Below are 24,240 nucleotides of genomic sequence, written 5' to 3' on the forward strand. Positions count from 1 at the left end.
GAAGACTGTTTCGCTGGCTTGTCGCCGGCATGGAGAACGATATGTTCAGCAAGATCCTGATTGCCAACCGCGGTGAAATTGCTTGCCGGGTCATCAAGACGGCCCGCAAGATGGGCATCAAGACCGTGGCGGTCTACTCCGAGGCGGACAAGGATGCCCGCCATGTGGAGTTGGCGGACGAGGCCGTGCTGCTGGGCCCCGCACCCAGCCGCGAGTCCTATCTGGTGGCCGACAAGATCATTGCCGCCTGCAAGGCCACCGGCGCCCAGGCCCTGCACCCCGGCTATGGCTTTCTGTCGGAGAACGAGGACTTTGCGCGGCGCTGTGAGGAAGAGGGCATCGTCTTCATCGGCCCCAAGCACTACTCCATCGCCGCCATGGGCGACAAGATCGCCTCCAAGAAGCTGGCCAACGAGGCCAAGGTCAACACCATCCCCGGCCACAACGAGCCTATCCTCTCGCCCGAGGAGGCGGTGCAGATCGCGCAGGGTATCGGTTACCCGGTCATGATCAAGGCCAGCGCCGGCGGTGGCGGCAAGGGCCTGCGTGTGGCCTTCAACGACAAGGAATGCTTCGAGGGCTTCACGTCCTGCCGCAATGAGGCGCGCAACAGCTTTGGCGACGACCGCGTCTTCATGGAGAAGTTCGTCGAGGAGCCGCGCCATATCGAGATCCAGGTGCTGGGCGACGCCCAGGGCCATGTGGTTTATCTCTGGGAGCGTGAGTGCTCCATCCAGCGCCGCCACCAGAAGGTGATCGAGGAGGCGCCGTCGCCCTTTATCAGCGAGGCCACCCGCCGCGCCATGGGGGAGCAGGCCGTGGCCCTGGCCAAGGCGGTGAAGTACCAGAGCGCGGGCACGGTGGAGTTCGTGGTCGGCAAGGACCAGAGCTTCTATTTCCTGGAGATGAACACCCGGCTGCAGGTGGAGCATCCGGTCACCGAGTGCATCACGGGGCTGGATCTGGTGGAGCAGATGATCCGTGTGGCCGCGGGCGAGCCGCTGTCGTTCGGCCAGGCCGACATCAAGCGTGAGGGCTGGGCCATCGAGTGCCGCATCAATGCGGAGGATCCCTTCCGCAACTTCCTGCCCTCCACCGGCCGCCTGGTGCGCTACCAGCCGCCCGAGACCAGCATGGAGCAGGCCGCACCCGAGCGCTTTGGCGTGCGGGTGGACACCGGCGTCTACGAGGGCGGCGAGATCCCCATGTTCTACGACTCGATGATCGCCAAGCTCATCGTGCATGGCCAGGATCGCGCCGAGGCCATCGCCAAGATGCGCGAGGCCCTCAATGGTTTCGTGATCCGCGGCATCTCCAGCAACATCCCCTTCCAGTCCGCGCTGCTGGCGCACCCGGATTTCCAGGCCGGCCGCTTCAACACCGGCTTCATCGCCCTGCACTACGGGGGCGGCTTCCACGCCGAGGATGTGCCGCACGAAGACCCGCTCTTCCTGGTGGCTCTGGCCGGCTTCATCCGCCGCAAGGCCCGCGAGCGCGAGGCCGGTATCAGCGGCCAGCTGCCCGGCCATGAGGTGCGCATCGAGCATGACTATGTGGCCGTGGTGAACGAGGGCGGTGGCCAGAGCCGCCGTCATGCCCTGCACATCGACGAGTTCACGGGTCATCTGGGTGAGGCCCATGTGCGCGTGGGCGAGAAGAGCTACCGCATCGTCAGCCTTTCGCGCCTGAACGATGTCCGCATCGAGGGCTTGGTCAATGGCCAGCACTTCGTGGCCCAGGCCGAGCGCGGCACGCCGCGGAATCCGCTGGCCTATCGCATCCAGCACAACGGTCGTGCGATCGAGGTCACGGTGCTGTCGCCTCGCGCGGCCGAACTGCAGGCCCTGATGCCCTACAAGGCGCCGCCCGACACCAGCAAGCAGCTGCTCTCGCCCATGCCGGGTCTGCTGGTGCAGATCGCGGTGCAGCCGGGTCAGCTGGTGCAGGCCGGCGAGCGCCTGGCGGTGATCGAGGCCATGAAGATGGAAAACATCCTCACGGCCAGCCAGGACGTCAAAGTGGCCGAGGTGCTGGCCAAGACGGGCGAGAGCCTGTCCGTGGATCAAGCCATTCTGAGGTTCGAATGATGGACAGCAAGCCCTACAAGATCCTGGGCATCCAGCAGATCGCCATCGGTGGGCCCGACAAGGCCGCCTTGCGCAAGCTCTGGGTGGATGTGCTGGGCCTTGAGGTCACCGGCAACTTCGTCTCCGAGCGCGAGAACGTGGACGAAGACATCTGCGCCATCGGCCAGGGCCCACACAAGGTGGAAGTGGACCTGATGCAACCCCTGGACCCTGAGAAGAAGCCGGCCGTGCACACCACGCCGCTCAACCATGTGGGCCTGTGGGTGGACGATCTGCCCAAGGCCGTGGAATGGATGAGCGCCCATGGCGTGCGCTTCGCCCCCGGCGGCATCCGCAAGGGCGCGGCCGGCTACGACATCTGCTTCATCCACCCCAAGAGCAGCGCGGAGTTCCCGATAGGCGGGGAGGGCGTGCTGATCGAGCTGGTGCAGGCGCCGCCGGAGGTGGTGGCGGCACTGGGCGGCTGACAGCGGCAGCAGTTTCTGAGAGACTTCGCGTTTTGCGAAGTCTTGATTGGCTGCTTGTGTAGTTTGCTGCGGCTGGCGAAGGCTATCGTAGGAGGCCCGACATCGGGTCTTAGCCATTCAGCCAGGAACGCCATGCAAGCTCATCAAGCCGCTTCCCCCACCATTCCCCAAGCGTCCGGCCGCTCGCTGCGGCGTGCCGTGCTGATGCTCGGTGTGGCGGCGCTGGCCCTGCCGGCGATGGCGGCCGACAAGAGCGCGGCCTCCAGCTGGCCGCAGCGCAGCCTGACCTGGATCGTGCCCTTTCCTGCGGGCAGCGCTACCGACCAGATGGCGCGCGTGCTGGCCGAGCAGGTCAGCAAGGCCGCCGGCCAGGCCATCGTGGTGGACAACAAGCCCGGAGCCAATGGCACCTTGGGCACCGCCCATGCCGCCAAGGCCGCGGCCGATGGCTACAGCTTCCTGATTGCGACCAGCACCACGCATGCGGCCAATGCCTCGCTGTACCGCCGCCTGCCCTACGACCCGATCAAGGATTTCACCCCCGTCAGCCGCCTGGCCGAGATTCCCTTCGTCATGCTGACCCACCCGGCCGTGCCCGCCGACACGCCGGAGAAGCTGGCCGCCCATATCAAGGCCAATCCCGACAAGCTTGCCTGGGGCTCGGGCTCCAGCGGCAGCCTGATTCCTGGCCACGCCTTCGTGAATGCGCACAAGTTGCAGATGATCCATGTGCCTTACAAGGGCGTGCAGCCGGCCATGACGGACGCCCTGGGCGGCCAGATCCAGCTGGTGTTTGCCGATCTCGCCTCGGCCACGCCCCAGGTCAAGGCCGGCAAGCTGCGCGCCCTGGCCGTGACCTCGGCCAAGGAGCACCCCATGCTGCCCGGCGTGCCGCCCATGAACCGCGGCGCCGTGCCCGGCTTCGAGATGACGGCCTGGTTCGCCATGTATGCGCCGGCCGGCACACCGGAGCCCGTGCTGGCCAAGATGAACCAGTGGGTGCGTGCCGCACTGAGCGACAAGACCGTGCAAGCCAAGCTGGCCCCCGGCGGTTTCGAGCTCACGCCCAGCAGTCCGGCCGAGCTGGGCCTGTTTGCGGCCAAGGAAACCCTGAAGTGGGCCAAGGCCGTCAAGTCGGCCGGCATCACGCCCGAGTAAGCGGCTCAGCACACAAGCCCTAGCAGAGGCTGTCCCCATGCGCCTGGACCTGACCACGCTCAACCTCGTGCTGGCGATCGAGCAGACCCGCTCCATCACCCGCGGAGCCGAGCGCGAGCATCTGGCCCTGGCGGCGGCGTCCAAGCGGGTCTCGGACCTGGAGGCCCGTCTGGGCGTGCAGCTCTTCGAGCGCCGCGCCCGCGGCGTGGAGCCCACCGAGGCCTGCCGCGCCCTGGTGCGCCATATCCGCTCCCTGCATGCCTCCCTGCATGCGCTGGAGAGTGAGGTGATGGAGTTCGCCCGCGGCATCAAGGGCCATCTGCGCATCGCGGCCAATGCCGGCTCCATTGCCGAATGCCTGCCGGCCGATCTGGCCGCCTTCAGCCAGGCCCATCCGCAGATCCGCATCAGCCTGGAAGACCAGACCAGCGCCGAGGCCCAGGCGGCGGTGGCCGAGGGCAGGGCGGATGTGGCGGTGTTCACCGCGCCCCTGCTGGACAACCGCCTGCAGACCTGGATCTACCGCCCGGCCCGCCTGGCGGTGCTGGTGCCGCGCGCGCATGCGCTGGCGCGGCAGGAGACGGTCAGCTTCGAGGCCCTGCTGGACTACGACCTGATCGGCCTGCACGCGGGCGCCGCGGCCCAGGAGCTGATGCGCGAGCAGGCCCAGGCGCGTGGCCGCACGCTCAACGCGCGCCTGCAGGTGCGCGGCTTCGACGCCATTGCCCAGCTGGTGGAAGCGGGCCTGGGCGTGGCCGTGCTGCCCGAGGCGCCGGCCGAACGCTTCGCCAAGGTGTTTGAGGTGAAGCGGCTGCGCCTGTCGGACGACTGGGCGCAGCGCGACTATGTTCTGGGAGTGGCGCGCCAGGAGCGCCTGCCCACCGTGGTGCAGCGCTTTGTGGACGCGCTGTGCCCTGGCCATCAAGAGGCCAAAGCCCCGACAGCCCCTATCAAGACGACGAGGTAAGCCAGCCATGACAGCACGCACGCTTTACGACAAGCTCTGGGACGAGCATGTGGTCCACACCGAGGACGACGGTACGGTCACGCTCTATATCGACCGCCACCTGGTGCATGAGGTCACCAGCCCGCAGGCCTTCGAAGGCCTGGAGCTGGCCGGCCGCAAGGTCTGGCGTCTCTCGGCCAATCTGGCGGTGAGCGACCACAATGTGCCCACCACCGACCGCAGCCAGGGCATTGCCGACCCCGTTTCCAAGCTGCAGGTGGACACCCTGGACAAGAACTGCGACCGCGTGGGCATCACGCAGTTCAAGATGAACGACAAGCGCCAGGGCATCGTTCATGTGATCGGCCCGGAGCAGGGCGCCACCCTGCCGGGCATGACTGTCGTCTGCGGCGACAGCCACACATCCACCCACGGCGCCTTTGGCGCGCTGGCGCATGGCATCGGCACCTCCGAGGTGGAGCATGTGCTGGCCACCCAGACCCTGCTGGCCAAGAAGGCCAAGAACATGCTGATCAAGGTCGAGGGCCAGGTCATGTCAGGCGTGGGCGCCAAGGACATCGTGCTGGCCATCATCGGCAAGATCGGCACCGCGGGCGGCACCGGCTACACCATCGAATTCGGCGGCTCGGCCATCCGTGCCCTGAGCATGGAAGGCCGTATGACGGTCTGCAATATGGCCATCGAGGCGGGCGCCCGCGCCGGCCTGGTGGCGGTGGACGAGACCACCATCAACTACGTCAAGGGCCGCCCCTTCACGCCAGGCACGGATCCGCAAACTGGCCAGTTTGCGGGGGGCGTGGAGTGGGAGCAGGCCGTGGCCTACTGGCGCACCCTGCACAGCGATCCCGGCGCGCACTTCGACGCCGTGGTGGAACTGGACGCCAGCCAGATCAAGCCCCAGGTCACCTGGGGCACCAGCCCGGAAATGGTGCTGTCCATCGAGGACCGCGTGCCCGATCCCGACAAGGAAAAGGATGCCGTCAAGCGCGGTGCCATCGAGCGCGCGCTGCAGTACATGGCGCTGGAGCCCAACAAGGCCCTGGCCGATATCCGCATCGACAAGGTCTTCATCGGCTCCTGCACCAACAGCCGCATCGAGGATATGCGCGAGGCCGCCGCCGTCGTCAAGCGCCTGGGCGGCCGCATTGCCAGCAACGTCAAGCTGGCCCTGGTGGTGCCGGGCTCGGGCCTGGTGAAGGAACAGGCCGAGCGCGAAGGCCTGGATCAGGTCTTCAAGGCCGCGGGCTTCGAGTGGCGCGAGCCCGGCTGCTCCATGTGCCTGGCCATGAATGCCGACCGCCTGGAGCCGGGCGAGCGCTGTGCCTCCACCAGCAACCGCAATTTCGAAGGGCGCCAGGGCGCCGGTGGCCGCACCCATCTGGTCAGCCCGGCCATGGCCGCCGCCGCTGCCATGCAAGGTCACTTTGTTGACGTGCGCCGCATCGCCTGAGCGAGAAAGAGAACACCATGGAAAAGTTCACCGTGCACAAGGGCCTGGTGGCCCCGATGGACCGCGAGAACGTCGACACCGACGCCATCATCCCCAAGCAGTTCCTGAAGTCCATCAAGCGCAGCGGCTTCGGGCCGAATCTGTTCGACGAATGGCGCTATCTGGATCCGGGCGAGCCCGGCCAGGATCCCGCCAGCCGCAAGCCCAACCCGGACTTCGTGCTGAACCAGCCGCGCTATGCCGGCGCCTCCATCCTGATCGCGCGCCAGAACTTCGGCTGCGGCTCCAGCCGCGAGCACGCCCCCTGGGCCCTGGAGCAGTACGGCTTTCGCGCCCTGATCGCGCCCAGCTTTGCCGACATCTTCTTCAACAACTGTTTCAAGAACGGCGTGTTGCCTATTCAACTGCCCGAGGCCCAGGTGGCGCGGCTGTTTGATGAGGTGCATGCCTTCCCGGGCTACCAGCTGACCGTGGATCTGGAGCGCCAGGTGGTGGTCAAGCCGGACGGCACGGAGCTGGCCTTCGAGGTCCAGCCCTTCCGCAAGTACTGCCTGCTCAACGGTTTTGACGATATCGGCCTGACCCTGCGCCATGCCGACAAGATCAAGGCCTATGAGGCCGAGCGCATCGCCAGCAAGCCCTGGCTCAACAACCGCCTGATTGGATAAGAAGATGAAGATCGCAGTTCTGCCCGGTGATGGCATCGGCACCGAAATCGTGGCCGAGGCCGTCAAGGTCCTGAATGTGCTGGACCTGCCGCTGACGCTGGAAACCGCACCCGTGGGCGGCGCCGCCTACGAGGCGGCCGGCCACCCCCTGCCCGAATCCACCCTGCAACTGGCCAAGGACGCCGACGCCATCCTGTTCGGTGCCGTGGGCGACTGGAAGTACGACAAGCTGGATCGCCCCCTGCGCCCCGAGCAGGCCATCCTGGGTCTGCGCAAGCATCTGGGCCTGTTTGCCAATTTCCGCCCGGCCATCTGCTATGAGCAGCTGACCCATGCCTCCAGCCTCAAGCCCGAGCTGGTCGCTGGCCTGGACATCCTGATCATCCGTGAGCTGACCGGGGACATCTATTTCGGCCAGCCGCGCGGCCGCCGCACCGCGGTGGACGGGCATTTCCCAGGTGCCGAAGAGGCCTTCGACACCATGCGCTACTCGCGCCCGGAGATCGAGCGCATCGCCCATGTGGCCTTCCAGGCCGCTCGCAAGCGCAACAAGAAGGTGACCAGCGTCGACAAGGCCAATGTGCTGGAGACCTTCCAGTTCTGGAAGGACGTGATGATCGAGGTGTCGGCCCAGTATCCGGACGTGGAACTGGACCATATGTATGTGGACAACGCCGCCATGCAACTGGTCAAGGCGCCCAAGAAGTTCGATGTGGTGGTCACCGGCAATATGTTCGGCGACATCCTCTCGGACGAGGCGGCCATGCTCACCGGCTCCATCGGCATGCTGCCCTCGGCCTCGTTGGACAAGAGCAACAAGGGCCTGTACGAACCCAGCCACGGCAGCGCGCCGGACATCGCGGGCAAGGGAATCGCCAATCCTCTGGCTACAATCCTGTCTGCTGCCATGATGCTCAAGTTCTCCCTCAACCAGCCCGAAGCCGCCGCTCGTATTGAGCAGGCGGTGCAGTCCGTGCTGGCCCAGGGTCTGCGTACCGCGGACATCTGGAGTGAGGGCACCCAGAAGGTGGGCACGCGCGAGATGGGTGATGCGGTCGTCAAGGCCATCACCACCACCAAAACCATTAAGAGCTAGTCCAGCTCCGGTTCGTCTCGCCCCTACACCCCCAAAGGCGAAGCGAGCCGGAGGGGGAAGAGACAAGAGTTTCTTTCAACTCACTTTCTGTTAGGGCGATAGAGGTATCACGATGACGACACTGGTAGGACTTGTTGGTTGGCGCGGCATGGTCGGCTCCGTGCTGATGGATCGCATGGTTGCCGAGCGGGATTTCGATCTGATCGAGCCCCTGTTCTTCAGCACCTCGAACGCGGGCGGCGCCGCCCCGGCGCAGGCCAAGAACGAGACCAAGCTGCAGAACGCCTTTGATATCGAGCAGCTCAAGCGCTGCGAGATCATCATCACGGCCCAGGGTGGCGACTACACCAACGAGGTCTTCCCCAAGCTGCGTGCCGCCGGTTGGAACGGCCACTGGATCGACGCGGCCTCCAGCCTGCGCATGCAGGATGACGCCGTCATCATCCTGGACCCTGTCAATCTGCCGGTCATCAAGGATGCCCTGGCCAAGGGCGGCAAGAACTGGGTGGGCGGCAACTGCACCGTGTCCTGCATGCTGATGGGCGTGGGCGCGCTCTACAAGGCCGGTCTGGTCGAGTGGATGAGCACCCAGACCTACCAGGCGGCCAGCGGCGGTGGCGCCCAGCATATGCGCGAGCTGCTCACGCAATACGGCACGCTCAACGCCGAGGTCCGGGCCCTGCTGGACGACCCCAAGAGCGCCATCCTGGAGATCGACCGCAAGATCATCGCCAAGCAGCGCAGCCTCTCGGCCGAGGAAACCGCCAACTTCGGTGTGCCGCTGGGCGGCTCGCTGATTCCCTGGATCGACAAGGACCTGGGCAATGGCCAATCCAAGGAAGAGTGGAAGGGCATGGCCGAGACCAACAAGATTCTGGGCATTGGTGAGGGCTTCGGTTCGCCCGCCATTCCCGTGGACGGCTTCTGCGTGCGCGTGGGCGCCATGCGCTGCCACAGCCAGGCCCTGACCTTCAAGCTGAAGAAGGATGTGCCCGTGGCCGACATCGAGGCCATGATCGCGGCCGACAACGAGTGGGTGAAGGTGGTGCCCAACACCCGTGAGGCCACGCTCAAGGATCTGACCCCGGTGGCCGTCACCGGCACCATGACCATCCCGGTCGGCCGTATCCGCAAGCTGGCCATGGGTCCGGAATATGTCGGCGCCTTCACCATCGGTGACCAGCTGCTGTGGGGCGCGGCCGAGCCGCTGCGCCGCATGCTGCGCATCCTGCTGGACCGCTGAGGACTTCGGCCACCGGCCCGTCCCCGGCGGGCCGAGGCGTTGCCCACAAGCGACATGGCTGTAACGGGTGGTGAATGAGCCGGGTCTACCCGGCTGATTTCAGCCTTTGCGTGAGCAGATGAGCGTATATGCTTGACGCTGTTGTGATTTCATATCGCAAGACGTCGGGATAACAGCCATGCAAAACGCTGTTGGCGAGACAAAAAAAGTCGTCAAGACAGGCGGACGCTTTTGGGTGTCCGCCTTGTTGCTTTGGGGGATGCCTTGAAATTTAATCGAAGCGCTATGGGCCGTTTCGCCTTGACCCATGTGGCGGTGGCCGCCCTGGGTTTGGCCAGCACGGCTGCCTGGAGTCTGGGTCTCGGGCGTCTAACGGTGCAATCCGCGCTGGGTGAGACGCTGAAGGCCGAGATCGATATCAGCTCCATCACCCCCGAGGAAGCCGGCACGCTCAAGGTCCGCATTGCGCCGCCGGACTCCTACCGATCCGCCGGTGTCGAGTACAACAGCGTCTTGAGCGGCACGCAGGTGCAAGTGGCGCGCCGCGGTGACGGTCGACAGGTCCTGCGTCTGTCCAGCGACAGATCGGTGCAGGAGCCATTCGTCGATGTGATCCTGGAGCTGACCTGGTCCAGCGGCCGCCTGGTGCGCGAGTACACCCTGCTTTTCGATCCGCCGAGCTTGGCTCGCCCCGCGGCGCCGACCGATGGCACGTCGGCTGCCATGGCCGCCGCACCGGCCGAGGCTCGCCCTGTGCCAGCGCCCCGGCCGCCCAGCAGCAGTCCGATTCCGCCATCGGCCGCGTCCGTGGCAGCTGCGCCTGCGCCGGCACCGGCACCACGGCCTGCCGCGGCCGTGCCGCAACGCGTCGAGGCGCCCGCCGCCAAACCGGCACCGCTCGCATCCACCGCGGACAGCGAGTACAAGGTTCGCCCGGGCGACACCCTGTCGCGCGTGGCCAACCGCACCAAGCCCGCGGGCATTTCCCTCGAGCAGATGCTGGTGGGCCTGTATCGCAACAACCCCGAGGCCTTCCTGGGCGAGAACATGAACCGGCTCAAGGCCGGCGTGGTGCTCCAGGTGCCCGGCAGCGAGAAGCTTGGCAGCATCAGCACCGATGAGGCGCGCCAGGTTATCCAGACCCAGAGTGCCGACTTCAGTGCCTACCGCCAGCGCCTGGCCGGTGCCGCGCCCGAGCAGCGTCTGGAAGACAACCAGCGTCAGGCCAAAGGTCAGGTGCAGGCCGCCGTTGAAGACCGCAAGCCCGCGGCGCCGGTCAGTCCCGACAAGCTGACCCTGAGCAAGGGTGGCAAGCCGGCGGAGGCCGCACCGGAGGCCAAGCTTTCCAAGGAGAGCGAGAAGAAGGCGGATGCGGCCCGCGTGGCCGAGCTCACCCGCAATGTGGAAGAGCTCAAAAAGCTCTCCAGCCAGACCAAGCCCGCTACACCCGTTGCGGCGGCGCCCGCCGCGGCCGCATCCGTGGCGATTGCTGCGCCAGTGACGATGCCTGCGGCAGCTTCGGCCCCCCTGGCCGCTTCGGCTGCGCCAGTCATGGCCGCATCCGGTCCGGCTTCCGCGCCCGCATCGGCGCCGGCACAGGCCAAGCCCGCCGCTTCTGCACCCATGGCGCCGCCCGCGCCGGCCCCGGTGGCCGACGAGCCGGGCTTCTTTGGCGAGCTGCTGAGCAGCCCCTTGCTGCTGCCCGTGGGCGCGGCTTTGCTGGCCCTGCTGGGCGGGCTGGGTTTCATGCGCTGGCGTGGCAAGTCCCTGGCGCGCCCCAAGGCGGACACCGGCTTCCACGAAAGCCGACTGCAGCCGGATTCCTTCTTTGGCGCCTCGGGCGGTCAGCGTGTTGACACGCGTGATGCCGGTGCCGCGGCCTCGTCCATGAGCTATTCGCTCAGCCAGCTTGATGCCATCGGTGATGTCGACCCCGTGGCCGAGGCGGATGTCTATCTCGCGTACGGTCGCGATCTGCAGGCCGAGGAGATTCTCAAGGAAGCGCTGCGCTCGAACCCCGAGCGCTTGGCCATCCGTCTCAAGCTGCTGGAGGTCTACGCCAAGCGCCGCGACATCAAGGGCTTCGAGCAGCTTGCGGTGCAGCTCTATGCCGAGACGCAGGGCACCGGGGAAGATTGGGCCAAGGCTCAGGAACTCGGCCGCCAGGTGGATCCGGACAATCCGCTGTACCAGCCTGGTGGCGCCCCGGCTTTGAAGGAGGATGGACGCCCCATTCATCCGGAGCCCATGGCAGCAAGCACCATGCCGCTGACGGCGCAAGCCAGCACCATCAGTGGCGCGCATCTGATGAGTGAGCCGGCTCAGGCCGCTTCGGTGCCGCCTGGCCTGGATCTTGATCTGGACCTTGATCTGGCGCGTCCGTCGCCCGTGTCGCCGACAGCGATGCAAGCCACCCAGGCCATGCCCGCATCTGTTGAGCAGTCGCCCATGACCATGGACTTTGATCTGGACAGCCTCCCGGTGGCCGGTGCCCCGGCCGCTCCGGCGACCGAGCCCATGCCCAGCTTTGACCTGGACGCGCTGGATCAGCTGCCCGAGGTCGAAACCCGGGCCGACAGGCTGCGGGCTGATGCCTTCGGCGCGCCGGCTGGCAGTTCCGACGCCAACAGCCTGGATTTCGATCTGGGTTCGCTTGATCTGGATCTGCCGGGAGCCAGCGCTCAGCCCGCGGAAGCCATTCCTGCCGCCACGGCCACCATGGATGAAGGGCTGAATGCCGAGTTCGACAGCCTCTTGCAGGAAGAGCAGGCGCAGGCCACGGATCCGCTGGCCCATGCCTTCGATACGCTGGATGAGGGCGATGATCCCCTGCAGCGCCAGCTGGAACTGGCCGATGAGTTCCGCCAGATCGGCGATACCGAGGGCGCGCGCGATGTGCTGCAGGAACTGCTGGCCAAGGCCAGCGGCCCGCTGCGCGACAAGGCCCAGGCCATGCTCAACGAGCTGCGCTGATCAGTGGTGGCCTGCCGCGAGCAGGCACAATGCAAGGCGCCCGGCCTGGCCGGGCGCTTTTTCTTTTTCGGGAGCGGATCTTGAGCACAAGGGTGGCGCTGGGCGTCAGCTATCGCGGACAGGCCTACAAGGGCTGGCAGAGCCAGCCCGGCGGCGGCACGGTGCAGGACGCGCTGGAGAAGGCTCTGGGCCAGTTCGCCGCCCAACCCATCCGCACCATCTGCGCCGGCCGCACCGACACCGGCGTGCATGGCCTCAACCAGGTGGTGCACTTCGACGCCCCGGTGGAGCGCGAGCCCTTCTCCTGGGTGCGCGGCACTAACCGCTACCTGCCGCCGGATATCGCCATCCAGTGGTGCGCCTTCCCGGGGGCGCAGTTCCATGCGCGCAACCATGCGCGCGGTCGGCGCTACGCCTATCTGCTGCTGGAGTCCGCCGTGCGGCCTGCCATCGAGACCGGCTCGGTGGGCTGGATCTTCCGGCCGCTGGACGGCGAGGCCATGCGCGCCGCCGTGCCACATCTGCTGGGCGAGCATGATTTCTCGTCCTTCCGCTCCTCGGAATGCCAGGCCGCTTCGCCGGTCAAGCAGCTGCGGCGCATCGAGATCACGAAGCGCGGCGCCTACTGGCGCTTCGAGTTCGATGCCTCGGCCTTTCTGCACCATATGGTGCGCAATCTGATGGGCTGCCTGATTGCCGTGGGCACGGGCAGCCGGCATCCGGACTGGCTGATCGAGGTGCTGGCGGCGCGCAACCGCGACGCAGCGGCGCCCACCTTTGCCCCCGATGGCCTCTATTTCGTCGGCCCTTACTACGATGCCGAGCTGAATCTCCCCGAACGCACGGCAGCCATGGACTGGCTGCCCTGAGACCATGAGCCGAACCCGTATCAAGATCTGTGGCCTGACCCGTGAGGCCGATGTGGAGGCCGCGGTGGCGGTCGGCGCCGATGCCATCGGCTTTGTCTTCTACGAGAAGAGCCCCCGCCATGTGAGTCCGGCCCGCGCGGCCGAGCTCGCGCGCCTGCTGCCGCCCTTTGTGATGCCGGTGGGTCTGTTCGTGAACGCCCCGGCCGAGTTGCTGCAGGCGGCGCAGGAGGCCTTGCCGCAGATGCTGGTGCAGTTCCACGGGGACGAGAGCCCGGCGGACTGCCTGCGCGCCGGTCGCCCCTATATCCGGGCCGCACGCATGCTGCCCGGCTTTGATTTGCTAGACTTCGCCCAGCAATACTCCAGCGCTCAAGCCCTGCTGCTCGATGCCCATGTCGAGGGCTATGGCGGCGGCGGAAAGGTTTTTGATTGGTCACTCATTCCAAGAAACGTGCCCTCTCCAGTCGTTTTGTCTGGTGGGTTGCATGCCGGAAATGTGGCCCAAGGGATGCTTCAGGTACGGCCCTGGGCCGTTGATGTGAGTTCCGGCGTCGAGCAGGCCAAGGGCCTGAAAGACGCCGCCCTGATCCGGCAGTTCTGCGCCGCCGTCCGTGAGGCCGACGCCCAGATCGCGGCAGAACCGCCCCAAACCTGAAGAGAGTTCCCCCTCATGACGATTGCCTACAACCAGCCGGATGCCCGCGGGCACTTCGGCCCCTACGGTGGCCGCTTCGTGGCCGAGACCCTGGTCCACGCGCTCGATGAGCTCAACGAGGCCTACGAGCACTACCGCAAGGACCCGGATTTCATCCGCGAGTTCAACAAGGAGCTGGCGCATTTCGTCGGTCGCCCCAGCCCCATCTATCACGCCGATCGCCTGAGCCGCGAACTGGGCGGCGCCCAGATCTACCTCAAGCGTGAAGACCTGAACCACACCGGCGCGCACAAGATCAACAACACCATCGGCCAGGCCCTGCTTGCCAAGCGCATGGGCAAGAAGCGGGTGATTGCCGAGACCGGTGCCGGCCAGCATGGCGTGGCCACGGCCACCATCTGCGCGCGCTACGGCATGGAATGCGTGGTCTATATGGGCAGCGAGGACGTCAAGCGCCAGAGCCCCAATGTCTACCGCATGAAGCTGCTGGGCGCCACCGTGGTGCCGGTGGAATCGGGCTCCAAGACCTTGAAGGACGCGCTCAACGAGGCCATGCGCGACTGGGTCACCAACATCGAGTCCACCTTCTACATCATCGGCACGGTGGCCGGCCCGCACCCCTATCCGGCCATGGTGCGCGACTTCCAGCGCATCATCGGCGACGAGTGCCTGACGCAGATGCCCGAGATGGTGGGACGCCAGCCCGATGCCGTGCTCGCCTGTGTGGGCGGCGGGTCGAACGCCATCGGCATCTTCTACCCCTACATCCCGTATGAGAACGTGCGCCTGATCGGCGTGGAGGCAGCGGGGCAGGGCGTGGACAGCGGCAAGCATGCCGCCACCCTGAGTGCCGGCACGCCCGGCGTGCTGCATGGCAACCGCACCTATCTGCTGCAGGACGATGACGGCCAGATCATCGAGACTCACTCGATCTCGGCCGGTCTGGACTATCCCGGCGTCGGCCCCGAGCACGCCTATCTGAAGGACATCGGCCGCGCCGAGTATGTGGGCGTGACCGACCAGGAGGCGCTGGCGGCCTTCCACCGCCTGTGCCGCACCGAGGGCATCATTCCGGCGCTGGAATCCAGCCACGCCGTGGCCCATGCGATCAAGCTCGCACCCAACCTGCGGCCCGACCAGGTGCTGCTGGTCAATCTCTCCGGCCGCGGCGACAAGGACATTGGCACCGTGGCCGATCTCTCCGGTGCCAAGGTCTACGACCAGCCCTCGCAGGCCGGTCACGAGGTCAAGGGTCTGGTGAAGGGAGGTGCCCAATGAGCCCCGTCACTGGACGCATCGCCGCGACCTTCGCCGCGCTGAAGGAACAAGAGCGCAAGGCCCTGATTCCCTTTGTCACCGCCGGTGATCCGCACCCGGAGGCCACGGTCGAGCTGATGCAGGCCATGGCCGAGGCCGGGGCCGATGTGATCGAGCTGGGCGTGCCCTTCTCGGACCCCATGGCCGACGGCCCCGTGATCCAGCGCGCCGGTGAGCGCGCGCTCAAGGCCGGCATTGGCATGAAGCAGGTGCTGGGCTATGTGCGCGCCTTCCGCCAGGGCAACACCAGCACCCCGGTGGTGCTGATGGGCTATGCCAATCCGGTGGAGCGCTATGGCATGGAACGTTTCGTGGCCGATGCCAAGGCCGCAGGCGTGGACGGTGTGCTGATCGTGGACTACCCGCCGGAAGAGTGCGAGGCCTTTGCCGCCGCGCTCAAGAGCCAGGGGCTGGATCCCATCTTCCTGCTCGCACCCACCTCCAGCGAGGAGCGCATGGCGCGCATCGGCGCCCTGGCCAGCGGCTATGTCTACTACGTTTCGCTCAAGGGCGTGACCGGCGCCGGCCATCTGGACACCGCGGCCGTGGCCGAGGCCGTGCCGCGCATCCGCCGCCATGTGAACACGCCCGTGGGCGTGGGCTTTGGCATCCGCGACGGCGCCACGGCCCGTGCCGTGGCCGAGGTTTCGGACGCGGTGGTGATCGGCTCGCGCCTGGTCCAGCTGCTCGAGGTCCAGAACAGGGATAATGTCGCCGCGACGGGCGCCCAGTTCATCCGCGAGATCCGCGCTGCACTCGACGCCTGAAGAAACCCGATAAAGGAGCCTCCATGAGCTGGCTTGAGAAACTCCTGCCGCCCAAGATGCAGCAGAACGACCCCGCCGAGCGCCGCACGGTGCCGGAGGGCCTCTGGATCAAGTGCCCGTCCTGCGAGACGGTGCTCTACAAGACCGATCTGGAGCAGAATGTCAATGTCTGCCCCAAGTGCAGCCATCACCACCGCATCGGCGCGCGTGCGCGCCTGAACGCCTTCCTGGACGGTGAGGGGCGCTACGAGATCGGCCAGGAGGTGATCCCGGTCGACGCGCTGAAGTTCAAGGACAGCAAGAAGTATCCGGACCGGCTCAAGGAAGCCCTGGAATCCACCGGCGAGACCGATGCCCTGGTGGTGATGGGTGGCGCGGTGATGAGCGTGCCCGTGGTGGCCGCCTGCTTCGAGTTCGACTTCATGGGCGGCTCCATGGGCTCCGTGGTGGGCGAGCGCTTTGCCCGCGGCGTTGAGGCCGCGCTGGAGCAGAAGGTGCCTTTCATCTGCTTCACCGCCACCGGCGGCGCGCGCATGCAGGAAGGCCTGCTGTCCCTGATGCAGATGGCCAAGAGCAATGCGGCCCTGACCCGTCTGGCCAAGGCCAAGCTGCCCTATGTGAGCGTGTTGACCGACCCGACCATGGGCGGCGTCTCGGCCTCATTCGCCTTTGTGGGCGATATCGTGCTGGCCGAGCCCAAGGCCCTGATCGGCTTTGCCGGCCCCCGCGTGATCGAGAACACCGTGCGCGAGAAGCTGCCCCCGGGCTTCCAGCGTGCGGAGTTCCTGATGGAGAAGGGCGCGGTCGACATGATCGTGGACCGCCGCCAGCTGCGTGAGACCATTGCCCGTGCCCTGGCCAAGCTGCAGCGCCAGAGCGCCGACGCGGTAGCCTGAGTCCTGCTGTCCCGCTGACCACGGCCAGGCTGGAGCCTGGCCGTTCTTGTTTTGGAGTTCATGACCGTGTTGCCCACCACGCTCGAGCAATGGCTGTCGCACTGCGAGCGCCTGCATCCCAAGGAAATCGACATGACCCTGGCGCGGGTGCAGCACCTGCGCGACATCATGGGCCTGCGCTTCGAGGACACGCCGGTCGTGATGGTGGCTGGAACCAATGGCAAGGGCTCCACCTGCGCCATGCTGGAGTCCATCGCCCTGCAGGCCGGCTACCGGGTAGGCCTGTACATCAAGCCGCATCTGGTGCACTTCCAGGAGCGCTGCCGCGTGGGCGGGGCGCCGGTCTCGGCGGAGTCTCTGCTGCCGCATTTCGAGGCGGTGGAGAAGGCGCGTGCCGCTGTGGGCGGCCTGGCCCTGACCTACTTCGAGTTCACCACCCTGGCCATACTCTCGCGCCTGGCGGCCGAGCCATTGGATCTGGTGATCCTGGAGGTGGGCCTGGGCGGACGCCTGGATGCCGTGAACTGCATCGACGCCGACTGCAGCGTGATCACCAGCATCGACCTGGATCACACCGAGTTCCTGGGGCCGGACCGCGAGTCCGTGGGGCGTGAGAAGGCCCACATCATGCGTGCCGGTCGTCCGGTGGTCTGCAGCGATCCCATGGCACCGGCTTCCATCGCCGCCTACGCTGCCCAGATCGGCGCCGACCTGCGCCAGCTCGGGCGCGACTTCAGCTACAGCGGCGACCGCCAGCAGTGGCAGTGGGTGGGCCGCAGCAAGCGCTTCAGCGGTCTGGCCTATCCCTCGCTGCGCGGCGTGAACCAGCTGCTCAACGCTGCTGGCGTGCTGGCCGTGTTCGAGGCCCTGCATGAGCGCCTGCCCATCAGCGCCCAGGCGGTGCGTGCCGGTCTGGCCCTGGTGGAGCTGCCCGGCCGCTTCCAGGTGGTGCCTGGGCAGCCGGCGCTGGTGCTGGATGTGGCGCACAACCCGCATGCCATCGCGGCCCTGGCCCAGAACCTGGACCAGATGGGCTTCTTCCCGCGCACCCACGCGGTCTTTGGTGCCATGGCCGACAAGGACCTGGCCGAGATCCTGGCGCGCATCGCACCGCTGATCGACAGCTGGCATTTCTGCGACCTGCCGCTGCCCCGCGCCGCCACGGCCGCGGCACTGGCCGAGCGCTTCGAGAGCCTGCGCGCCAGCGGCGCGCTGAAGACCCCGGCCGAGCTGCGCACCCAGTGCCATGCCGACCCCGCCCAGGCCCTGGCCGCGGCGGTGGCCGCCGCAGACCCCGCTGATAGAATTTTGGTCTTCGGCTCCTTCTACACCGTGGGTGGCGTGCTCAAGCAGGGCGTGCCGCGCCTGGGAGGCGCCGGCGGAGCAAGCCCGGCACCGGCCCAGCCTCCCGCCGCGCCCTGATCGAGCCACGGCCTTCCACCACGAGAGTCCATGGGTTTGCTGTCGTCCCTCTTCAAACGCAACACGGCCGCGCCCGCGGCCAAGCCGGTGTCCGAGTCCGCCAGCGATGTGCAGCAGCTGCGTGTGCGCGCCCGGCGCCGCCTGATCGGCGCTGCCGTGCTGGTCGGCTTGGGCGTGATTGGTTTTCCCCTGGTGTTTGAAACCCAGCCGCGACCGATTCCGGTGGACTTGCCCATCGACATTCCGCGCAAGGAAGGTGCTGCGCCGCTGCCCATCCCGGCCGCCCCTGTGCCGGCGCCGGAGGTACAGCCGGCGACTCGCCCAGCGGCGCCGCCCTTGGTGATTCAGGAGCCTGTGGCTGAAGCCAAGCCCGCGCAGGCTCAGGCTCGCGAGGAGATCCTGCCGCGCATCTCGGCCCAGGCCGCGTCCGAGGCCAAGCCTCAGCCCAAGGCCGAGACCAAGGTGGAGCCCAAGCTCGTGGCCAAGCCCGAGCCCAAGCCAGAGCCGCGCAAGGAGGTGGCCGCGCAGCCCGCAGCGAGCAAGGCCACCAACGAGAGCCGTGATGCCTCGGGCAGCAAGGAAGCCGCCCGGGTGCAGGCCCTGCTCGAGGGCAAGAAGCCCGAGGCTGCGCCGGGGCGCTACATCGTGCAGGTGGGTGCTTATGCCGACAGCAAGGCCGCCCAGGAAGCGCGCATGAAGGTGGAGCGTCAAGGCATCAAGACTTACACGCAGGCCGTGGATACCGCAGAAGGCCAGCGCATCCGCGTGCGCGTTGGCCCCTTCCCGAGTCGGGAAGAAGCAGACAAGGTCGCCGCCAAGCTTCGCAGCGGTGGCCTGTCCACGGCGGTTCTCAGTCTCTGAGGACATGGCGATGGCCTGGGTCGATCTGGTCCTGCTGGCGGTACTGGCCCTATCGGTATTGCTGGGACTGTGGCGCGGCCTGATCTACGAGCTGATGGCCATCCTGGGCTGGGTGGTGGCCTATTTCGCCTGCCCGCATGTGGCACCCTGGATCGCGCCCTGGCTGCCGGCCGAGCGTCTGGGGCCGGCCCTGCTGCAGGCGCTGAGTCTGGTGCTGGGCTTTCTGGCTGTTCTTATCGTCTGGGGCCTGAGCGCGAAGTTGTTGCGGGCCTTGGTTCACGCCACGCCGCTGTCCATCGCCGACCGGCTGCTGGGCGGCGGCTTTGGTGTGTTGCGTGGCGTGCTGATCGCCTTGCTGGCCGTGGTGCTGGTAAGCATGACGCCCGCCTCCCAATCCGATCCCTGGCGTGCGTCCCAGCTGGCACCCCTGCTGCACGCCACCCTGCACGGCCTGGCCCCGGTTTTGCCGGCCGAGCTGGTGAAGTTCATCCCGGCCTGAGCCACAAGCTCGGGCCCTCATCTTCGTAAGACAAGGAAGCAGTCCCATGTGTGGCATCGTCGGTGTGATCTCCCAGGCGCCGGTCAATCAGCTGATTTACGACGCGCTCCTGCTGCTGCAGCACCGCGGCCAGGACGCGGCCGGCATCGTCACGATGCAGGGCAATAAGTGCTTCATGCACAAGGCGCGCGGCATGGTGCGTGATGTGTTCCGCACCCGCAATATGCGCGCGCTGCCCGGCACCGTGGGCCTGGGTCAGGTACGTTACCCGACCGCCGGCAATGCCTATAACGAGGAAGAGGCCCAGCCTTTCTATGTGAACGCGCCCTTTGGCCTGGTGCTGGTGCACAACGGCAATCTCACCAATGCGCACGCGCTGAAGAAGGAGCTGTTCGACATCGACCGCCGCCACATCAACACCGAGAGCGATACCGAGGTGCTGATCAATGTGGTGGCGCATGAGCTGGAGCGCGTGGCGCGCGATCTGCCGCTCACGCCCGAGGCTGTGTTCAAGGCGGTGAGCGCGGTGCATAAGCGCATCAAGGGCTCCTATGCCGTGATCGCCCTGATCGCCGGCCACGGCCTGCTGGCCTTCCGCGATCCCCACGGCATCCGGCCCCTGTGCTTTGGCCAGTCGGCCGATGGCGAGTTCATGGTGGCCAGCGAGAGTGTGGCGCTTGAAGGCACCGGTCACAAGCTGACCCGGGACGTGGCGCCGGGCGAGGCCCTCTTCATCGACACCCAGGGCCGGGTTCACACTCAGCAGTGCGCGGAAAATCCGATGCTCAACCCCTGCATGTTCGAGTTTGTCTACCTGGCCCGCCCGGACTCGGTGATGGACGGCATCTCGGTCTACCAGGCGCGCCTGAACATGGGCGAGACCCTGGCCCAGCGCCTGATCTCCACCATGCCGCCCAGCGATATCGATGTGGTGATCCCCATCCCCGAGTCCAGCCGTCCCTCGGCCATGCAGCTGGCGCACAAGATCGGCAAGCCCTACCGCGAGGGCTTTGTGAAGAACCGTTATGTGGGCCGCACCTTCATCATGCCGGGGCAGGGCGCGCGCAAGAAGTCGGTGCGCCAGAAGCTCAACGCCATCGGCCTGGAGTTCAAGGGCCGCAATGTGCTGCTGGTGGATGACTCCATCGTGCGCGGCACCACGTCGAAGGAAATCGTGCAGATGGCCCGCGAGGCTGGCGCCAACAAGGTCTATCTGGCCTCGGCCGCGCCGCCGGTGCGCTTCCCCAATGTCTACGGCATCGACATGCCCACCAAGGAAGAGCTGATCGCGCATGGCCGCAGCATCGAGGAGGTGCGCCAGTACATCGGGGCCGATGCCCTGATCTACCAGGATGTGGACGCGATGAAGCGCGTGGTGGCTGCGCTCAAGCCCGGCTTGAGTGGTTTCGAAGCCTCCTGCTTTGACGGCAACTACATCACCGGCGATGTCTCGGCCGAGGACTTTGCCACCATGCGCGAGCAGCGTCAGAGCCAGGCTGAGGAAGAGGACGGCCCGGCCCGTACCCGCCTGGCCCTGCAAAGCGGACAAGAGCCATGAGCGAGTTCAAGAGCGACGAAGCGCGTCGCATCGCCCGGGCGACGCTGCCCGACGGCCTGCGGCCCGAGACCCTGGCGGTGCGCACCGCCCTGGCCCCCAGCCAGCATGGCGAGAACTCGGAAGGCCTCTTCCTGAGCACCAGCTTCATCCAGCCCAGCGCCGAAGTCTCGGCCCAGCGCTTTGCCAACTCCGAAGACTTCACCTACGGCCGCACCAGCAACCCCACGGTTCGCAGCCTGGAGGCGCGTCTGGCGGCGATGGAGGGCACGGAGAACGCCGTGGCCACCGGCAGTGGCATGGGCGCCATCCTGCTGATGTGCATGGGCCTGCTCAAGGCGGGCGACCATGTGGTCTGCTCACGCTCGGTGTTCGGCTCGACCATCAATCTCTTTGCCAAGGAGTTCGGCAAGTTCGGCGTGGAGACCAGCTTTGTCTCCCAGACCGATCTGGATGAGTGGCGCGCCGCCTTGCGCCCGAGCACCAAGCTCTTTTTCGCTGAGACGCCCACCAACCCTCTGACCGAGGTCTGCGATATCGCGGCCCTGGCCGAGATGGCTCATGCCGCGGGTGCCCTGCTGGTGGTGGACAACACCTATGCCAGCCCGGCCTTGCAGCGCCCGGCCGCGCTGGGCGCCGATCTGGTGATGCACTCCGCCACCAAGTTCATGGACGGCCAGGGCCGGGTTATGGGCGGCGCGCTGTGCGGTCCGAATCACCTGATCCGCGATGTCTTCGCCCCCGTGATCCGCACCGCCGGCATGGTGCTCTCGCCCTTCAATGCCTGGGTGCTGCTCAAGGGCCTGGAGACGCTCAGCCTGCGCCTCAAGGCCCAGAGCGAGCAGGCCCTGGCCGTGGCACGCTGGCTTGAGGCGCGGCCGGAAGTGGCGCGTGTCTACTATCCCGGCTTGCCCTCGCATGCCCAGCATGAGCTGGCCATGCGCCAGCAGTCGGGGCAGGGTGGGGCGGTGCTGTCCTTCGAACTCAAGGGCGATTCGCCCGAGCAGGCCCGGGCCCGCGCCTACCATGTGATCGACAGCACCCGAGTGCTGAGCATCGCCACCAATCTGGGCGACACCAAGTCCATCATCACCCATCCGGCCACCACCTCGCATGGCCGCCTCAGCGAGGCGCAGCGCCAGGCAGCCGGCATCCAGCAGGGCCTGATTCGCCTGTCCGTGGGCCTGGAGCATGTGGCTGACATCCAGGACGATCTGTTGCGCGGCCTGAGCACACTGAATACCTGAAGAACCTCGAAACAAAGCTTTCCGCATGAACGACCTCAGCAAGAAGCCCGTCCGCACACGCATCGCCCCTTCGCCCACCGGCTTTCTGCACCTGGGCACGGCGCGTACCGCCCTCTACTCCTGGGCCTATGCCCGCCACCACGGCGGCCAGTTCGTGCTGCGCATCGAGGACACCGATGTGGCCCGCTCCACCCAGGACTCAGTGGAACAGATCCTGGCCGCCATGAAGTGGCTGGGCCTGGAGTACGACGAGGGCCCCATCTACCAGATGCAGCGCCTGGATCGCTATCAAGCCGTGATCGATCAGATGATCGCCGCCGGCACCGCCTATCGCTGCTACTGCTCTCCCGAGGAGCTGGAGACCATGAAGGCCGCCCAGGACGCGCGTGGTGAGAAGCGCCGCTATGACGGCACCTGGCGCCCCGAGCCAGGCAAGGTGCTGCCGCCGGTGCCCGAGGGCGTGAAGCCCGTGGTGCGCTTCAAGAATCCGGTGGATGGCGATGTGAGCTGGGACGATCTGGTCAAGGGCACGATCACCATCAACAACCGCGAGATCGACGATCTGATCATCCTGCGACCGGACGGTGTGCCGACCTACAACTTCGCCGTGGTGGTGGACGACTGGGACATGGGCATCACCCATGTGTTCCGCGGCGACGAGCACATCAACAACACGCCCTGGCAGATCAACATCTTCCGCGCCCTAGGCGCAGAGCTGCCGGCCTTCGGCCACCTGCCTATCATTCTGGGCGACGACGGGCTCAAGCTGTCCAAGCGCCGCGGTGCCGTCAGCGTCACCGCCTATGAGGACGATGGTTATCTGCCCGAGGGCATGCTGAACTACCTGGCCCGCCTGGGCTGGAGCCATGGTGACGACGAGCTGTTCTCGCGCGAGCAGATGGTGAGCTGGTTCGATGGCAGCCACCTCTCCAAGAGCCCCGCGCAGTGGGACCCGGCCAAGCTGGAGTGGGTGAACAGCCAGTACATCAAGCAGGCCGATGACGCCCGTCTGGCCGCCCTGGTCCAGGGGCAGCTGGCCAAGCGCGGCATTGAAGCCTCGGTCGAGCGCTTGACGCCGATGTGCACGCTGTTCAAGGACCGTTGCGCCACCACCGTGGCTCTGGCCGACTGGCTGGCCATGTATTTCGCGCCGGTGAACCCCAGCGCCGAAGACCTGTCGACTCATGTCACCGAGGCGGTAAAGCCGGCCATTGGGGCGCTGGCGGACAAGTTCGCGACGGTGGAGTGGAACAAGGTCGCCATTCAGGCCGCCATCAAGGACGTGATTGCCGCCCATGGTCTGAAGATGCCGCAACTTGCGATTCCCGTGCGCGTTCTGGCCTGCGGCCGAGCCCAAACGCCTTCCGTCGATGCGGTGCTGGAACTGTTTGACAAGAACATGCTCATCGAACGCTTGCGCAGCATCTGAAAAACGTTCTATAATCTTTTTCTCGCTTGAACGGCGTGTTACCACTTCAGGGGGTATAGCTCAGCTGGGAGAGCGCTTGCATGGCATGCAAGAGGTCAGCGGTTCGATCCCGCTTACCTCCACCAAACCTTCTAGAAGGTTTGAGTGGCGCGCGGTTCAAGTAAAAAGGCTTTTGCCTCGTTCGTCTAGAGGCCTAGGACACCACCCTTTCACGGTGGCTACAGGGGTTCGAATCCCCTACGAGGTACCAAATCCGGCAAGGCGCTGAATGTTGGCGTCGGTTGGTGAGGATGGCAAGTTTGATAAGCTTGGCAAGCTGGTTGGATTATTGATATATAATCTGTCTAGATTGTGAAAATTATTCCACTGCGGAGTGGTAGTTCAGTTGGTTAGAATACCGGCCTGTCACGCCGGGGGTCGCGGGTTCGAGCCCCGTCCACTCCGCCAAGGTTTGCAGATGCAAACGGCCATTCAGTTGGCCGTTTGTATTTAGGGTAAGATAGAAATACGCTTGGACAGCGCGTTACCCGATACGGGGGTATAGCTCAGCTGGGAGAGCGCTTGCATGGCATGCAAGAGGTCAGCGGTTCGATCCCGCTTACCTCCACCAAATT

20 protein-coding genes and 4 tRNA genes are annotated in these 24,240 nt (G+C 66.2%); all 24 read left to right on the forward strand.

Annotation, left to right across the window (positions count from 1 at the left end):
* Nucleotides 1-41: 41 nt before the first annotated feature.
* Nucleotides 42-2,087, forward strand: coding sequence for an acetyl-CoA carboxylase biotin carboxylase subunit (locus tag DFR39_RS10125; protein ID WP_133603459.1), 2,046 nt, complete (start codon nt 42-44; stop codon nt 2,085-2,087).
* Complete coding sequence (locus DFR39_RS10130; protein WP_133603460.1) at nt 2,087-2,554, forward strand: VOC family protein; 468 nt, start codon at nt 2,087-2,089, stop codon at nt 2,552-2,554. The genes DFR39_RS10125 and DFR39_RS10130 overlap by 1 nt, the downstream gene beginning before the upstream one ends.
* A gap of 132 nt (nt 2,555-2,686) precedes the next feature.
* Nucleotides 2,687-3,712 carry a Bug family tripartite tricarboxylate transporter substrate binding protein gene (locus tag DFR39_RS10135; RefSeq protein ID WP_133603461.1) on the forward strand — a complete coding sequence of 342 codons (1,026 nt, stop codon included), beginning with the start codon at nt 2,687-2,689 and terminating at the stop codon, nt 3,710-3,712.
* 37 nt (nt 3,713-3,749) lie between these two features.
* Complete coding sequence (locus DFR39_RS10140; protein ID WP_133603462.1) at nt 3,750-4,679, forward strand: LysR family transcriptional regulator; 930 nt, start codon at nt 3,750-3,752, stop codon at nt 4,677-4,679.
* A 7-nt stretch (nt 4,680-4,686) separates the two neighbouring features.
* Entirely contained in the window at nt 4,687-6,129 is a 1,443-nt protein-coding gene (gene leuC / locus DFR39_RS10145; protein WP_133603463.1) for a 3-isopropylmalate dehydratase large subunit, read from the forward strand.
* Nucleotides 6,130-6,146: 17 nt separating this feature from the next.
* On the forward strand, nt 6,147-6,797 hold the full coding sequence (gene leuD, locus DFR39_RS10150) for a 3-isopropylmalate dehydratase small subunit (protein WP_133603464.1): 651 nt from the start codon (nt 6,147-6,149) through the stop codon (nt 6,795-6,797).
* 4 nt (nt 6,798-6,801) lie between these two features.
* A complete protein-coding gene (leuB, locus tag DFR39_RS10155; protein ID WP_133603465.1) occupies nt 6,802-7,893 on the forward strand; it encodes a 3-isopropylmalate dehydrogenase in 1,092 nt (363 codons plus the stop codon).
* Nucleotides 7,894-8,005: 112 nt separating this feature from the next.
* Nucleotides 8,006-9,136: an aspartate-semialdehyde dehydrogenase gene (gene asd / locus DFR39_RS10160; protein ID WP_133603466.1), complete on the forward strand. Its 1,131-nt coding sequence runs from the start codon at nt 8,006-8,008 to the stop codon at nt 9,134-9,136.
* A gap of 285 nt (nt 9,137-9,421) precedes the next feature.
* On the forward strand, nt 9,422-12,109 hold the full coding sequence (locus tag DFR39_RS10165) for a FimV/HubP family polar landmark protein (protein ID WP_133603467.1): 2,688 nt from the start codon (nt 9,422-9,424) through the stop codon (nt 12,107-12,109).
* 29 nt (nt 12,110-12,138) lie between these two features.
* A complete protein-coding gene (gene truA, locus DFR39_RS10170; protein ID WP_133603468.1) occupies nt 12,139-12,978 on the forward strand; it encodes a tRNA pseudouridine(38-40) synthase TruA in 840 nt (279 codons plus the stop codon).
* A 4-nt stretch (nt 12,979-12,982) separates the two neighbouring features.
* Nucleotides 12,983-13,633, forward strand: a complete 651-nt coding sequence (locus tag DFR39_RS10175) for a phosphoribosylanthranilate isomerase (protein ID WP_133603469.1) — start codon at nt 12,983-12,985, stop codon at nt 13,631-13,633.
* Nucleotides 13,634-13,648: 15 nt separating this feature from the next.
* A complete protein-coding gene (gene trpB, locus DFR39_RS10180; RefSeq protein ID WP_133603470.1) occupies nt 13,649-14,911 on the forward strand; it encodes a tryptophan synthase subunit beta in 1,263 nt (420 codons plus the stop codon).
* Nucleotides 14,908-15,717 (forward strand): tryptophan synthase subunit alpha, encoded by an 810-nt coding sequence (gene trpA / locus DFR39_RS10185; RefSeq protein ID WP_133603471.1) that lies wholly within the window; start codon nt 14,908-14,910, stop codon nt 15,715-15,717. Before trpB ends, trpA begins: the two co-directional genes overlap by 4 nt.
* 23 nt (nt 15,718-15,740) lie before the next feature.
* Nucleotides 15,741-16,613 carry an acetyl-CoA carboxylase, carboxyltransferase subunit beta gene (gene accD / locus DFR39_RS10190; protein ID WP_133603472.1) on the forward strand — a complete coding sequence of 291 codons (873 nt, stop codon included), beginning with the start codon at nt 15,741-15,743 and terminating at the stop codon, nt 16,611-16,613.
* Between the two features lie 60 nt (nt 16,614-16,673).
* Nucleotides 16,674-18,035, forward strand: coding sequence for a bifunctional tetrahydrofolate synthase/dihydrofolate synthase (gene folC, locus DFR39_RS10195; RefSeq protein WP_133603473.1), 1,362 nt, complete (start codon nt 16,674-16,676; stop codon nt 18,033-18,035).
* Nucleotides 18,036-18,065: 30 nt separating this feature from the next.
* Nucleotides 18,066-18,896: an SPOR domain-containing protein gene (locus DFR39_RS10200; protein ID WP_133603474.1), complete on the forward strand. Its 831-nt coding sequence runs from the start codon at nt 18,066-18,068 to the stop codon at nt 18,894-18,896.
* A gap of 10 nt (nt 18,897-18,906) precedes the next feature.
* Nucleotides 18,907-19,395: a CvpA family protein gene (locus DFR39_RS10205; protein ID WP_162849485.1), complete on the forward strand. Its 489-nt coding sequence runs from the start codon at nt 18,907-18,909 to the stop codon at nt 19,393-19,395.
* Between the two features lie 46 nt (nt 19,396-19,441).
* Nucleotides 19,442-20,953: an amidophosphoribosyltransferase gene (gene purF, locus DFR39_RS10210; RefSeq protein WP_133603476.1), complete on the forward strand. Its 1,512-nt coding sequence runs from the start codon at nt 19,442-19,444 to the stop codon at nt 20,951-20,953.
* Nucleotides 20,950-22,197, forward strand: a complete 1,248-nt coding sequence (locus DFR39_RS10215) for an O-succinylhomoserine sulfhydrylase (protein ID WP_133603477.1) — start codon at nt 20,950-20,952, stop codon at nt 22,195-22,197. Before purF ends, DFR39_RS10215 begins: the two co-directional genes overlap by 4 nt.
* Before the next feature lie 25 nt (nt 22,198-22,222).
* The gene (gene gltX, locus DFR39_RS10220; protein WP_133603478.1) at nt 22,223-23,626 is read left to right on the forward strand and encodes a glutamate--tRNA ligase; all 1,404 of its coding nucleotides are present in this window, start codon (nt 22,223-22,225) and stop codon (nt 23,624-23,626) included.
* Between the two features lie 49 nt (nt 23,627-23,675).
* A tRNA-Ala gene (locus DFR39_RS10225) sits at nt 23,676-23,751 on the forward strand.
* Nucleotides 23,752-23,800: 49 nt separating this feature from the next.
* Nucleotides 23,801-23,876 (forward strand) — tRNA-Glu (locus DFR39_RS10230).
* Between the two features lie 120 nt (nt 23,877-23,996).
* Nucleotides 23,997-24,073 (forward strand) — tRNA-Asp (locus DFR39_RS10235).
* 87 nt (nt 24,074-24,160) lie between these two features.
* Nucleotides 24,161-24,236 (forward strand) — tRNA-Ala (locus DFR39_RS10240).
* Nucleotides 24,237-24,240 lie beyond the last annotated feature (4 nt).

Origin of the sequence: Roseateles asaccharophilus (assembly GCF_004362405.1) — a bacterium.
Classification (GTDB): Bacteria; Pseudomonadota; Gammaproteobacteria; order Burkholderiales; family Burkholderiaceae_C; genus Kinneretia; species Kinneretia asaccharophila.